This window comes from Marinobacter qingdaonensis (assembly GCF_034555935.1).
In the GTDB taxonomy this organism is placed as follows: Bacteria; Pseudomonadota; Gammaproteobacteria; order Pseudomonadales; family Oleiphilaceae; genus Marinobacter; species Marinobacter qingdaonensis.
The window spans coordinates 2,962,969-2,975,468 of record NZ_JAYDCJ010000003.1 but is presented as its reverse complement, the minus strand read 5'-3'; the positions used below and the strand labels follow the sequence as shown (position 1 = coordinate 2,975,468).

Sequence of the window (12,500 nt, the reverse complement as noted above, 5' to 3'; positions counted from 1 at the left end):
CAGTAGGACTTGAGAGATCACAGGATCATGAGTAGGGCGTATAACTTTTGTGCAGGACCGGCTACGTTGCCGGAGTCTGTTCTGCAGCAGGCACGCGAGGAAATGCTGGACTGGCGTGGCACCGGCATGTCGGTGATGGAGATGAGTCATCGCAGCGACGAGTTCGTTGAGATTGCCGAAAATGCTGAGCAGGATCTGCGGGAACTCGCAGGTATTTCCGATGATTACGCCGTACTCTTCATGCAGGGAGGAGCCTCCAGCCAGTTTTCGGCCATCCCGCTGAACCTGCTGGGCGACAAGTCCTCCGCGGATTACGTGAACACCGGTATCTGGTCCAAGAAGGCCATCGCCGAAGCCAAACGTTTCGGTGACGTGCAGGTGGTGGCCAGTGCCGAGGCCTCGGGTTTTGCCAGCATTCCCGACGTCGCCGATTGGCAGACCAATCCGGACGCCGCGTACCTGCATTACACCCCGAACGAAACCATTGGTGGCCTGGAGTTCGATTTCATTCCCGAAACCGGCAGCGTGCCGCTGGTCGCGGACATGTCCTCCACCATGCTGTCACGTCCGATGGATTTCTCCCGATTCGGCCTGATTTACGCCGGTGCCCAGAAAAACATCGGTCCCTCGGGCCTGGTGGTGGTGATCGTGCGCAAGGATCTGCTCGGCAAGGCGCGCAAAGAGGCGCCGACCATGCTGAACTATCAGGTCATCGCCGATAACGGCTCCATGTACAACACCCCGGCGACCTATTCCTGGTATCTGGCGGGTCTGGTGTTCAAATGGCTGAAGGCCCAGGGCGGGGTTGAGGCCATGGGCCGGATCAACGAGCGCAAGGCCCGCAAGCTGTACGATTTCATCGACACCAGCGATTTCTACGCCAACCCCATCGAGCCGAGGTTCCGCTCCTGGATGAACGTGCCGTTCACCCTGGCGGACGACGCGCTCAATGGCGACTTCCTGAAAGGGGCGGATGCCCGCGGGCTGCTGAACCTGAAAGGCCACCGGTCGGTGGGTGGTATGCGCGCCAGCATCTACAACGCCATGCCGGAAGCCGGCGTGGACGCCCTGATTCACTACATGGCGGAATTCGCCAAGGAGCGGGGCTGACCATGAGTGACGAGCAGGTTCGTCTGGGCAAACTCCGGGAGGAGATTGACAGCCTGGACCAGCAGATCATGGATCTGATCAGTGCCCGGGCCCGTTGTGCCCAGGAAGTGGCGCACGTGAAGACCAGTTCTAATCCGGATCAGGACGTGTTCTTCTACCGTCCCGAGCGCGAGGCCCAGGTGCTGCGCCGGATCAAGGAGCAGAACCCCGGGCCCTTGTCCGGCGAGGAAATGGCACGGCTGTTCCGGGAGATCATGTCGGCCTGCCTGGCGCTGGAAAAGCCCATGCACATCGCTTTCCTGGGGCCGGTCGGTACCTTTACCCAGGCGGCGGCCCTGAAGCATTTCGGCCATTCCGTGGTCAGTGTTCCGCTGCCAGCGATCGACGCCGTGTTCCGGGAAGTCGAGTCCGGTGCGGCCCATTACGGGGTGGTGCCGGTGGAAAACTCCACCGAGGGCATGATCAACCACACCCTGGACATGTTCATGTCGTCGCCGCTGAAAATCTGCGGCGAGGTGCAGCTTCGTATTCACCACCATCTGCTGGTGTCCCCGAAGTTTGAGGACCAGGACATCACCCGCATTTATTCGCACCAGCAATCCTTTGCCCAGTGCCGGCAGTGGCTGGATACCCATCGCTATGGCATCGAGCGCATCACTGTGTCGAGCAACGCCGAAGCGGCCCGTCGGGCGGCGGAAGAGCCAGGCGCTGCCGCAATTGCCGGTGATATGGCGGCCGAACTCTACGGCCTGAAAAAGCTGGCGAACAGCATTGAGGACCGGCCGGACAACACCACCCGGTTCCTGATCATCGGCCGGGAAGAGGTGCCGGCCAGCGGTCACGACAAGTCGTCGATCCTGGTGTCCATGCGTAACAAGCCCGGCGCCCTGTACCAGCTGCTGGAGCCGTTCCATCGTCACGGCATCAGCCTGACCCGCATCGAAACCCGGCCGTCACCGAGTGGCACCTGGGCCTATGTGTTCTACATCGATTTTGAGGGCCACATGGACGAGGAGCCGGTGCGCAAGTTGCTGGCGGAAGTCGACGACGAGGCGGTGGAATTGAAGCGCCTCGGTTCTTACCCAATCGGTGTACTCTGATGGCGATTGATTACCAGAGCCTGGCAGTCCGAGGCGTGCAGGCCTTGTCGCCCTACCAGCCGGGCAAGCCCATCGACGAGCTGGCCCGGGAACTGGGCCTGGATCCGGCCGACATCATCAAGCTGGCCAGCAATGAAAACCCGCTGGGGCCCAGCGAGAAGGCCCTGGCCGCGGCGCGCGAGGCGTTGTCGGAGCTGTGTCTGTACCCGGACGGCAACGGCTTCGATCTGAAGCAGGCGCTGTCAGCTCGCCTGGCGGTGGGCATGGACCAGATCACCTTGGGGAATGGCTCCAACGACGTGCTCGAAGTGATCGCCCGCTGCTTCGCCGATCCCGACGCGGAGGTGGTCTATTCCCAGTACGCCTTTGCCGTCTATCCGCTGGTGACTCAGGCCATTGGGGCAACCGGGGTGTCGGTACCGGCCCGCGACTGGGGACACGACCTGGACGCCATGGCCGCGGCCGTCACCGAGCGCACCAAACTGGTGTTTGTTGCCAACCCCAACAACCCGACCGGCACGGTGCACAAGGCCGCCGATATCGAAACCTTCCTGGCCAAGATTCCGGAGCGGGTGCTGGTCGTGCTGGACGAGGCCTACTGCGAATACCTGACCGGTGATGCGTACCCGGACGGGGTACAACTGCTGTCCCGCTTCCCGAACCTGATTGTCTGCCGGACCTTTTCCAAGGCCTGGGGCCTGGCCGCGCTTCGGGTCGGCTACAGCATCAGCTCGCCGGCAATTGCCGATGTATTGAATCGGGTTCGTCAACCGTTCAATGTCGACACCCTGGCCCTGGCGGCTGCGACCGCGGTGCTGGCGGACGACGCTTATCTGGAACGGTCCCGGGAGGTTAACAGCGCGGGCTTGCGTCAACTGGAGCAGGCGTTTGACCGGATGGGACTGGCCTACATTCCCTCGGCTGGCAACTTCGTCGCCGTCGATGTCGGGGAACAAGCCCAGGCCGTCTATGAGGCACTCCTGGCACGAGGCGTGATAGTCCGGCCGGTGGCCGGATACGGCATGCCGCGGCACCTGCGGGTATCGGTCGGGCTGCCGGAGCAGAACGCGCGTTTTATCGAGGCGCTGGAGCAATCCCTGGCAGCGCTGGGGCAGGGGAGCTGAGGTGTCTGAGAATCAGCCCCTGTTCAAGCGCGTTGCTGTCATCGGCCTGGGTCTGATCGGCGGATCGCTGGCCAGTGCCATTCGCCGCAACGGCTTGGCGGATGTGGTGGTCGGCGCCGACAAGCGCGCCGACGAGCTGGCGCTGGGCCAGGAGCTTGGTGTCATCGACGAGGTCGCCGAGTCCGTGGAGGCCGCCGTCAAAGGCAGTGATCTGGTGGTGCTGGCGGTTCCGGTGCGGGCGACCCGTGCCGTGCTGGCCGAGGTCAAACCCTGGCTGGAGGCGGGTGCGGTCCTTACCGACGTCGGCAGCACCAAATCCAGCTTTGTTGCCGACGTCGAAGCCGTGTTCGGTGCACTACCCCCGACCGTTATCCCGGGTCACCCGATTGCCGGCTCCGAGAAGAGCGGCATCCGGGCCGCCAATCCGGAACTCTTTGCCAGCCACAAGGTCATCCTTACGCCAGCCGACGACGCCGAGCCGTCCGCTCTGGCGCGCCTTCAGCGCCTGTGGGAAGGGTGCGGAGCGACCGTGCTGACCATGTCGGTCGCCTACCACGACGAGGTGCTGGCGGCGACCAGTCACCTGCCGCATCTGATCGCCTTCTCCCTGGTGGACACCCTGGCCGGCGAAGACGAGAACATGGACATTTTCCGCTACGCGGCCGGCGGCTTTCGCGATTTCACCCGGATTGCCGCCAGTGATCCGGTCATGTGGCACGACATCTTCCTGTCAAACCGGGATGCGGTACTGCGGGTTATCGACCACTTTACCCACGATCTGGATCAGCTGCGCTCGGCCATCGCTCACCAGGACAGTGCCACGCTGCTGCGGGTTTTCAGTCGCGCCAAGGCGGCGCGGGAACATTTTTCTAAGATGCTTTCAGGACAGGCTTACGTGACAAACAACAGTGAAAAGCAGGTAACGTTCCGTCTTCAGCCCGGTGGCTCCATCTCCGGCGATATCCGGGTCCCTGGCGACAAATCCATGTCCCATCGCTCGATCATGCTCGGGGCGCTGGCTGACGGTATCACCGAGGTGAAAGGCTTCCTGGAAGGTGAGGACAGCCTGGCCACGCTACAGGCGTTCCGGGACATGGGCGTAACGATCGAAGGCCCGGACGACGGTTTCGTCCGCATTCACGGCGTTGGTGTCAACGGCCTGCAGGCCCCACGGGGCCCTCTGTACCTGGGCAATTCCGGGACGGCCATGCGCCTGTTTGCCGGCCTGCTGGCGGCGCAGCCGTTTGATTCCGAGTTGACCGGCGACGCCAGTCTGTCCAAGCGGCCGATGGGTCGGGTCGCCGACCCGCTGCGGGCCATGGGCGCAGTCATCGAAACCGCCGACGGCGGTCGCCCACCCATGAAGATTCGCGGTGGCCAGCAGCTGACCGGTATCCATTACGAAATGCCGGTGGCCAGTGCCCAGGTAAAATCCTGCCTGCTGCTGGCGGGTCTGTACGCCGAGGGCAGCACCTCGGTGACCGAGCCGGCTCCGACCCGCGATCACACCGAGCGCATGCTGGCCGGTTTCGGCTATCACGTGCATCGGGATGGCGCCACCGCCAGTGTCACCGGCGGCGGCCAGCTTCAGGCTTGCAACATCGACGTGCCCGCCGACATTTCCTCCGCCGCGTTCTTCCTGGTGGCAGCCAGTATTGCCCCGAATTCCGACCTGATCTTGCGCCACGTTGGTATGAATCCGACCCGGGTTGGCGTGATCAATATCCTGCGCCAGATGGGCGCCAATATCGAAGTGCTGGATGAGCGCGAGATCGGTGGTGAGCCGGTGGCCGACCTGCGGGTGCGCTCTGCCGAGCTGACCGGCATCGACATTCCCGAGGACCAGGTGCCCCTGGCCATCGACGAGTTCCCGGTCCTGTTCATCGCGGCCACCTGCGCCAAAGGCCGCACGGTGCTGCGTGGCGCCGAGGAGCTGCGGGTCAAGGAGAGCGATCGCATCCAGGTGATGGCGGACGGCCTTGCGGCCATTGGCGTGGAAACCACGGTGACGCCGGATGGCATCATCATCGACGGTGGCCAGACCATGGCGGGCGGTACCGTCAACAGCCATGGCGACCACCGAATTGCCATGGCGTTCGCGGTGGCGTCCCTGCGCGCCGCCGGCGACATCGAAGTGACCGACTGCGCCAACGTCGCCACCTCGTTCCCGGGCTTTGTCGAGCTGGCCCGCGGTACCGGTATCCAGATCGAGGCTGAGGGGGCGGAGTAATGGCGGACAGCAAGGCCATGGTCATCACCGTCGACGGGCCCGGTGGCTCGGGCAAGGGCACCATCACCCAGATGTTGGCCAAGAAACTGGGGTTTCACCTGCTGGACAGCGGCGCCCTCTACCGTTTGACCGCGCTGGCGGCGGTGCGCCAGGGTGTGGCCCTGGACGATGAACCCGGTTTGATCGCCGTGGCCGCGTCTCTGGATGTCGCCTTCGAGCCCACCCCGGCCGGTGAGCCCGCCAAGGTCATCCTGGCGGGGGAGGACGTGACCGGGGAAATCCGTACCGAGACCTGCGGCGATAACGCCTCCCGGGTCGCGGTGATCCAGCCGGTGCGGGACGCGCTGTTGCAGCGCCAGCGGGATTTTCGTCAGCCGCCGGGATTGGTCGCCGACGGTCGCGACATGGGGACCGTGGTTTTCCCCGATGCGCCGGTCAAGATTTTCCTGACCGCCAGTGCCGAGGAGCGCGCGCGCCGGCGCTACGCCCAGTTGAAGGACGCAGGTGTCGATGTTAATATTGATGCCCTTTTAGAGGAGATACGGGTTCGCGACGAGCGGGATATGAACCGTTCTGCAGCCCCTCTCAAGCCTGCGGATGATGCGCAAGTCATTGATTCTACGGGTTTGAGTATAGAAGAGGTGTTAGGCAGGTGTATGGCCGCAGCAGGTCAGGCCTGACTACACCTTTTTGTCGTTGAAATGCCGGATGTGGCGTTATCGGCCAGCCACTGGCCATATCCGGAATGACTAACAGACCGTGTCGCTGGTAGCACGGAGTAAACTTGCGTTGATCACATAGGACACATAATGAGCGAGAGCTTTGCGGATCTTTTTGAAGAAAGCCTGAAAGAAATTGACATGCAACCGGGTTCCATCGTCCAGGGAACCGTAGTTGACGTCGACAGCGACTGGGTCACCGTTAACGCCGGACTGAAGTCCGAAGGCGTTATCCCCGCCTCCCAGTTCCTCAACGAAAAAGGCGAGTTGGAAATTGCTATCGGCGACGTTGTCGATGTAGCTCTCGATGCTGTTGAAGACGGCTTCGGGGAAACCCGTCTGTCTCGTGAGAAAGCCAAGCGCGCTGAAGCCTGGAAGGTACTCGAGAAGTCCTTCGAAGCAGAAGAGGTTGTTAAGGGTGTTATCAATGGCAAGGTCAAGGGTGGTTTCACCGTCGATCTGGCCGGTATCCGCGCCTTCCTGCCGGGCTCGCTGGTAGACGTTCGTCCGGTTCGCGACACCGCGCACCTGGAGAACAAAGAACTCGAATTCAAGGTTATCAAGCTGGATCAGAAGCGCAACAACGTGGTTGTTTCCCGTCGCGCGGTTCTGGAAGCTGAGAACAGCGCCGAGCGTGAAGCGCTGCTCGAGACCCTGACCGAAGGTCTGGAGATCAAGGGTATCGTCAAGAACCTGACCGACTACGGCGCGTTCGTAGATCTGGGCGGTGTTGACGGCCTGCTGCACATCACCGATATGGCCTGGAAGCGCATTAAGCATCCGAGCGAAATCGTGAACGTGGGCGACGAGATCAACGTCAAGGTTCTGAAGTTTGACCGTGAGCGTAACCGTGTATCCCTCGGCCTGAAGCAGCTGGGCGAAGATCCATGGGTCGACATCAAGGGTCGCTATCCGGAAGGCAGCAAGGTCAAGGCGCGTGTTACCAACCTGACCGACTACGGCTGCTTCGCGGAGCTGGAAGAAGGTGTTGAAGGTCTGGTTCACGTATCCGAGATGGATTGGACCAACAAGAACATCCATCCGTCCAAAGTCGTCCAGGTTGGCGACGAAGTGGAAGTGATGATTCTGGACATCGACGAGGAGCGTCGTCGTATCTCCCTGGGTATCAAGCAGTGTGTTGCTAACCCGTGGGAAGACTTCTCCAGCAACTTCAACAAGGGCGACCGCATCTCCGGTAAGATCAAGTCCATCACCGACTTCGGTATCTTCATCGGTCTGGACGGTGGCATCGACGGTCTGGTTCACCTGTCTGACATCAGCTGGAACGAGACTGGCGAAGAAGCGGTTCGCGAATACAAGAAGGGTGACGAAGTTGAAACCGTTATCCTGTCTGTTGATCCGGAGCGCGAGCGCATCTCCCTGGGTATCAAGCAGCTCGAGAGCGATCCGTTCGCCGAGTTTGTTCAGCTGAACGACAAGGGCTCCATCGTTAAGGGCACTGTCTCTGCTGTGGATGCCAAGGCTGCGACCATCGCCCTGAACGACGAAGTCGAGGCGGTACTGAAGGCTTCCGAAATCAGCCGCGACCGTGTTGAAGACGCACGCAACGCGCTGAAGGAAGGCGAAGAAGTTGAAGCCAAGATCATCAGCATCGATCGCAAGAACCGCATCATCAACCTGTCTGTGAAGTCCAAAGACGTTGAGGACGACAAGCAGGCTCTGGAAAACGTGCGGAGCAAGGCGGCTGAAACTTCTGGTGCGACCACCATCGGTGATCTCATCAAGGAGCAGATGCAGCAGCAGAACGCCAACAAAGAATGATCGTCTGGTTGGTATGAAAAAAACGGGCTCTAAGAGCCCGTTTTTTTTGTGTTTTTTTTTGGTTTGGCTAAACTAGTGGTCATGAGAGTCCGGTAACCAACCGCGGAATAATAACGAAAGAGGGAAGCGCCTCATGACGAAGTCCGAACTGGTGGAGCTGATTGCGTCCAAGCAAACCCAGCTCTCCGTTAAAGATGTAGAGTTGGCGGTCAAAACCATCATTGAGCACATGTCCCAGTCACTCGCCGATGGCCAGAGAATTGAAATCCGGGGGTTCGGTAGCTTTTCCCTGCATCACCGTGCTGCACGTACGGGGCGAAACCCGAAAACCGGTGAGGCCGTTCAGCTACCCGCCAAGTACGTTCCCCATTTCAAGCCAGGCAAGGAGCTGCGGGAGCAGGTTAACGATAGCCTCAAGAAAGGCTTCTGACGCGGGGTCAGGGAACGGGTATAATTCGGGCTTTCCAGAGCCCAAGCGGGAGCACTAGCGATATGGCAGGGTTGCAGAAAATCTTTATTATTCTGTTGGTACTGGTTCTGGTCCTGCTCGCCCTTGTGTTCTCCCTCAACAACCAGATGGCGGTTTCCCTCAACTTCCTGCTGTTTGAAACCCAGCCCCATGGCGTTGCCGTCTGGATCATCATGTCGTTTGTCATCGGCGCCTTGGTCGGAGTATTGATGACCATGCTGGCCACCTTCAGGACCTCGGTCTCGCGGCGAAACCTTCAGAAAAGACTCGATCGTGCCGAGCAGGCATTGGAGAAATCCAGGGCCCAGAACGACCGGACGCTCTAAATGGATATTGTGCTTCAGTGGCTTCTGCTGACAATAGCGGTCGCCGCCGGGTGGGCTGTCGGGCGGCTAGGCAGCAACAGCCGAAGAACCAAAACCGTGATTGCCGACGAAGAGTCGGTGCGCGATCGTCTTCAGTTTCTCTTCACCAATTATTCCGATCAGGCCGTTGAAAACTTTGTCCAGTCCCTCGCGGTTAACAAGGACACCGTCAGCCTGCACCTGTCCATCGGCAGCCACTTCCGCCTCAAAGGCGAAACTGACCGGGCCATCCTTATTCATCAGAACCTGCTGGCCCGACCCGAACTGCCCACTCGCTTTTCCCCTCAGGTTACCCTGGAGTTGGCCAAGGATTACCTCAAGGCCGGCCTGCTGGACCGCGCCGAAGCACTGCTCCATGAACTCATGGGTGATCGCGATTACGGCCGCAACTCGGCTCAGCAGCTGATCGAGTTGTACCAGCAGGAGAAGGAATGGACCAAGGCGGCGGATGTCGCGCGGGCGCTGACCAAGGGTGATGCCGATCCTGCCATGTTCAAGGTATTGGCCTACCTGACCTGCGAGCTGGCTGAGGACGCCTTGAGGAAGGACGACCGCTGGGCGGCGCAGAAGCTTTGCAAAGAGGCGCTGGATTACGACCAGTCCTGCGTTCGGGCCACGCTGATTCTGATGAAGCTGCTGATCCGCCAGGGCAGTTTCCGCGAGGCGGCGAGCCAGAGCCTGAAAGTGTTCGATCAAAACCCGGAATTCGGCCCCGAAGCGGTGGACCGGCTGATGCGGCTGGAGCAGGAGCACGGTGACGTGGGGCGCCTGGGCAAGAAGTTGCGCAAGCTCTATGAGGCCAACCCCAGCACCAGTCTGCTGTTGGCGCTGGTGGAGTCCGTTGAGCGGTCGTCCGGTCGGCAGGCCGCCATAGAGCTGCTGCGCCGTGAGCTCGAAGTTCGGCCCAGCGTCCGGGGCCTGTTGCGGCTGGTCGAGATGGCCGGCTACGAGAAAGGCATGACCACGGACGAGGGGCGCTTGGTCAGCCGCATTGGTCATCTGATCCTCGCCAACCGACCGATCTACCGTTGCGCCAGCTGTGGCTTCTCCGGCCAGCAACTGCACTGGCTCTGTCCGAGCTGCAAACAGTGGGAGACGGTGCGCCCGATCCAGGGTGTTGAGGCCGAATAAATCATTCAGACATTCTGCAGGGCTTAGAACGTGCAAAACCAAAACGATCCGAAGATCATCGTCGCACTCGACTTTCCATCCGAAACCCCGGCCCTGGAGCTGGTCGACAAGCTGGACCCGGCCAAGTGCCGTCTGAAAGTGGGCAAGGAGCTGTTTACCCGTAGCGGTCCGCAGTTGGTCGAGCGCCTGCAAAAACATGGCTTCGACGTGTTTCTTGATCTCAAATTTCACGACATTCCCAACACCACCTCCGCCGCGGTCGCGGCGGCCGCCGATCTGGGGGTCTGGATGGTCAACGTTCACGCCTCAGGCGGCGAGAAAATGATGACCGCCTGCCGTGAGCGTCTGGAGGTCTTTGGTCCCGATCGCCCGCTGCTTATCGCCGTGACCGTGCTCACCAGCATGAACGCGGACGACCTCGCCGGCATTGGTATCACCGATTCCCCGGAAGCCCAGGTGTCCCGCCTGGCCACGCTCACCAAAAACTGCGGCCTCGACGGCGTAGTCTGCTCGGCCCAGGAAGCTCCCAAGCTGAAAGCGGAGCAGGGTGCCGACTTCCAGCTCATCACGCCGGGCATTCGCCCGCTGACCGCCGACAAGGGCGACCAGCAGCGCATCATGACCCCCACGGACGCCCTGAAGGCCGGTTCCGATTACCTCGTGATTGGTCGCCCGATTACTCGGGCGGCGGATCCTCTGGCGGCATTGGAGGCTATCCACGCTGAAGTGCAAGGGCTTTGAGACGGCGCTCTGGCTTTTAGTTCGGGTGATAGGTTTAGAGTTCGCTCCTAGCCTGCATGGCTCGGAGTCGGGTGGTGAGGGATCGCCCTCCCAAAAACCGCTACGAGCGCACATCGACGTGCTCGTAGCGGTTTTTGAGAAGCAGGGGTGGCCGCGACCAGACTCCATCAATCGCAGGCTACGTTTGCAAAGGTTCGTCCAAAAAAGAGGGCAATAAAAAACCCGCTAACTCAGTGAATTAGCGGGTTTTCAGAATAGTGGCTCCCCGAGCTGGGCTCGAACCAGCGACAAACGGATTAACAGTCCGTTGCTCTACCAACTGAGCTATCGGGGAACGTCGTCGTGTGACGAGGCGCGTATATTAAGTTGGCTATACGCCCCCGTCAACCCCTCGCTGGAACTTTTTAGCCCAGGGCCTTCTTCAGGCGCTCGACGGCCTGCTTCAGGTTATCCATGCTGGTCGCGAAGCTCAGGCGCATGTGGCCCGGAGCGCCGAAGGCAGAACCAGGTACCAGCGCCACGCCGGCGTCGGTCAGCAGTTTTTCCGCGAACTCCACGTCGGTGCTGGCGTCCGGATCGGCATCGATGGCCGCCTGGAAGCTCGGGAACACGTAGAAGGTGCCGTCGCCGTGCAGACACTCGACGCCCGGCAGTTCGTTCAGAGCCTGCACCAGCCAGTCGTGACGTTCCTTGAACGCACTGACCATCTCGCCCACGCACGCCTGGGAGCTGTCCAGAGCCGCCTGGGCCGCCGCCTGGGAGACCGAGGACGGGTTGGAGGTGCTCTGGGACTGGATCTTCTTCATCGCACCGATGATCTTGGCCGGTCCCGCGGCGTAGCCGATGCGCCAGCCAGTCATGGAGTAGGCCTTGGATACGCCGTTCAGCACGAAGGTGCGCTCGTACAGCTCCGGGCAGGCGTTCACGATGTTGCAGAACGGCTTGCCGGTCCAGAGGATGGGCTCATACATGTCGTCGGTGGCGATCATGATGTTCGGGTGCTTCTTCAGCACCTCGCCCAGGGCTTTCAGCTCTTCCATGGAGTAGGCCATGCCGCTGGGGTTGGACGGGCTGTTGATCACGAACAGGCGGGTCCGCTCGGTGATGGCGTTTTCCAGCTGTTCAGGGCTGATCTTGAACCGGGTGTCGGCGCTAGTTTCGATGATCACCGGCGTGCCCTCGGCCACTTTGACCATGTCCGGGTAGGACACCCAGTACGGCGCCGGGATGATGGCTTCATCGCCCGCGTTCAGGGTCGCCAGTGCCAGGTTGAAAAAGCTCTGTTTGCCACCACTGCTTACCAGGATCTGATTGGCTTCGTAATCCAGGCCGTTGTCCCGTTTGAACTTCGCAATAATCGCTTTCTTCAGGGCCGGCGTACCATCCACAGCCGTGTATTTGGTCTGGCCGTTGTTGATGGCTTCAATCGCCGCCTGTTTGATGTGATCGGGGGTGTCGAAGTCCGGCTCGCCAGCACCCAGGCCAATGATGTCCTGGCCGGCTGCGCGGAGTTCCGCGGCCTTGTTGGTGACTGCGAGGGTGGGAGAGGGCTTGATCGCCTGTACTCGGCTGGAAAGTTGAAGGTCCAAACTTGCGCTCCTTAAAGCTGCGTCTGATAGGGCTGCGGCGAGCGGAAGGTTGTTGTTTCAGCCAGGAACCTGGCGAATTTCGTCCGGCCGCCGATGGCCCGATGGTATCATGAAGCCGGCATAACGCTAAATTTCTAGAC

The 12,500-nt window shown here is 60.9% G+C and carries 11 protein-coding genes and 1 tRNA gene; 10 read left to right on the top strand and 2 right to left on the bottom strand.

Going from position 1 to position 12,500, the window contains the following annotated elements:
- The first annotated feature begins 27 nt into the window (after positions 1 to 27).
- The 10 genes from serC (at position 28) to pyrF (ending at position 10,771) form a co-directional block, all read left to right on the top strand.
- On the top strand, positions 28 to 1,110 hold the full coding sequence (serC, locus tag U5822_RS16855; protein ID WP_322856766.1) for a 3-phosphoserine/phosphohydroxythreonine transaminase: 1,083 nt from the start codon (positions 28 to 30) through the stop codon (positions 1,108 to 1,110).
- Positions 1,111 to 1,112: 2 nt separating this feature from the next.
- The gene (pheA, locus tag U5822_RS16850; RefSeq protein ID WP_322856765.1) at positions 1,113 to 2,210 is read left to right on the top strand and encodes a prephenate dehydratase; all 1,098 of its coding nucleotides are present in this window, start codon (positions 1,113 to 1,115) and stop codon (positions 2,208 to 2,210) included.
- Entirely contained in the window at positions 2,210 to 3,334 is a 1,125-nt protein-coding gene (gene hisC / locus U5822_RS16845) for a histidinol-phosphate transaminase (protein WP_322856764.1), read from the top strand. Before pheA ends, hisC begins: the two co-directional genes overlap by 1 nt.
- A 1-nt stretch (position 3,335) precedes the next feature.
- Complete coding sequence (locus tag U5822_RS16840) at positions 3,336 to 5,564, top strand: bifunctional prephenate dehydrogenase/3-phosphoshikimate 1-carboxyvinyltransferase (RefSeq protein WP_322856763.1); 2,229 nt, start codon at positions 3,336 to 3,338, stop codon at positions 5,562 to 5,564.
- Positions 5,564 to 6,244, top strand: a complete 681-nt coding sequence (gene cmk / locus U5822_RS16835) for a (d)CMP kinase (RefSeq protein WP_322856762.1) — start codon at positions 5,564 to 5,566, stop codon at positions 6,242 to 6,244. The genes U5822_RS16840 and cmk overlap by 1 nt, the downstream gene beginning before the upstream one ends.
- A gap of 129 nt (positions 6,245 to 6,373) precedes the next feature.
- A complete protein-coding gene (gene rpsA, locus U5822_RS16830; protein WP_322856761.1) occupies positions 6,374 to 8,065 on the top strand; it encodes a 30S ribosomal protein S1 in 1,692 nt (563 codons plus the stop codon).
- 133 nt (positions 8,066 to 8,198) lie between these two features.
- Positions 8,199 to 8,495, top strand: a complete 297-nt coding sequence (locus U5822_RS16825; RefSeq protein WP_008172061.1) for an integration host factor subunit beta — start codon at positions 8,199 to 8,201, stop codon at positions 8,493 to 8,495.
- A gap of 62 nt (positions 8,496 to 8,557) precedes the next feature.
- On the top strand, positions 8,558 to 8,860 hold the full coding sequence (locus tag U5822_RS16820; protein ID WP_322856760.1) for a LapA family protein: 303 nt from the start codon (positions 8,558 to 8,560) through the stop codon (positions 8,858 to 8,860).
- Positions 8,861 to 10,030, top strand: a complete 1,170-nt coding sequence (lapB, locus tag U5822_RS16815) for a lipopolysaccharide assembly protein LapB (protein WP_322856759.1) — start codon at positions 8,861 to 8,863, stop codon at positions 10,028 to 10,030.
- A 30-nt stretch (positions 10,031 to 10,060) separates the two neighbouring features.
- Positions 10,061 to 10,771, top strand: coding sequence for an orotidine-5'-phosphate decarboxylase (gene pyrF, locus U5822_RS16810; RefSeq protein ID WP_322856758.1), 711 nt, complete (start codon positions 10,061 to 10,063; stop codon positions 10,769 to 10,771).
- Between the two features lie 258 nt (positions 10,772 to 11,029).
- On the opposite strand, the gene U5822_RS16805 is transcribed toward pyrF, so the two are convergent.
- Together U5822_RS16805 and U5822_RS16800 are read right to left on the bottom strand one after the other, a co-directional pair.
- Positions 11,030 to 11,105 (bottom strand) — tRNA-Asn (locus tag U5822_RS16805).
- A 70-nt stretch (positions 11,106 to 11,175) separates the two neighbouring features.
- Positions 11,176 to 12,360 (bottom strand): pyridoxal phosphate-dependent aminotransferase, encoded by a 1,185-nt coding sequence (locus U5822_RS16800; protein ID WP_322856757.1) that lies wholly within the window; start codon positions 12,358 to 12,360, stop codon positions 11,176 to 11,178.
- Positions 12,361 to 12,500: the final 140 nt, after the last annotated feature.